This is a genomic window from Polaromonas sp. P1_E3, from assembly GCF_056405935.1.
In genome coordinates this window covers 1-667 of the sequence record NZ_JBFUBD010000800.1, presented here as the reverse complement: position 1 = coordinate 667, position 667 = coordinate 1, and the positions used below count along the sequence as shown (strand labels likewise).

Here is a 667-nt window from a genome sequence, read left to right as displayed (position 1 = left end):
AGCTGGTGACCATCGACCACGGGCCCGAACTCACCTCCGACGCGCTGATGGAGGTGGTGAAGTTCCCGKCGTTGAAAGACGCTCAGATTGAGGAGATACTCCGCGAATACATTGGGAAGTCTGTCCACGCTCACAACTGGGTGTCTTGGTGCGAAGGATCTGCACGCGTTGCGCACGCGGTCGGCTACAACCTTAAACGCAATCCGCAGGACATTCTCAAGTCGCCCGCTACCGTTCCAATATGGGACCGCTTTGTGCTCGGTTACAAGAAGATCAAAGGCGAGCAGGCGGAGCGGCTCATGACTATCGTCATGCATATTGCGCTGTTCCGAAAATTCGGAGCAAAAAAGCCTGTTGAAGCGGAAGGCCGATTTGTTGCGACGTTGGCCGCGCGCGTCGATCCGAGCATCAGCGTCGGTAGGTTTGACGAAGCAGTAGCTCAGCTCGTCGGGCGTCGCATTTTGCAAGGCAGTCACACGCTTCGCTTGGTCCCTAGAGCGTTGCATGTTCATCTATGGAAGCATTGGTGGGATATTCACGGCGCCAATGTGAATCTTTCGTCTCTGATGGACGAAATGCCTGAGACGTTGCGGCGATGGTTTCTGGACATGCTGGTTTATTCGAACGGGTCACCCTCAGCTCAGGCTGCGATACAGGAGGTGCTGCT

The 667-nt window shown here is 55.6% G+C and carries 1 protein-coding gene; it reads left to right on the top strand.

What is annotated here, in order from left to right; all coding sequences use genetic code 11:
* Positions 1-667 (top strand): hypothetical protein (locus AC1D0Z_RS23610; protein WP_477660543.1); only part of this gene is annotated, 667 nt, incomplete at both ends.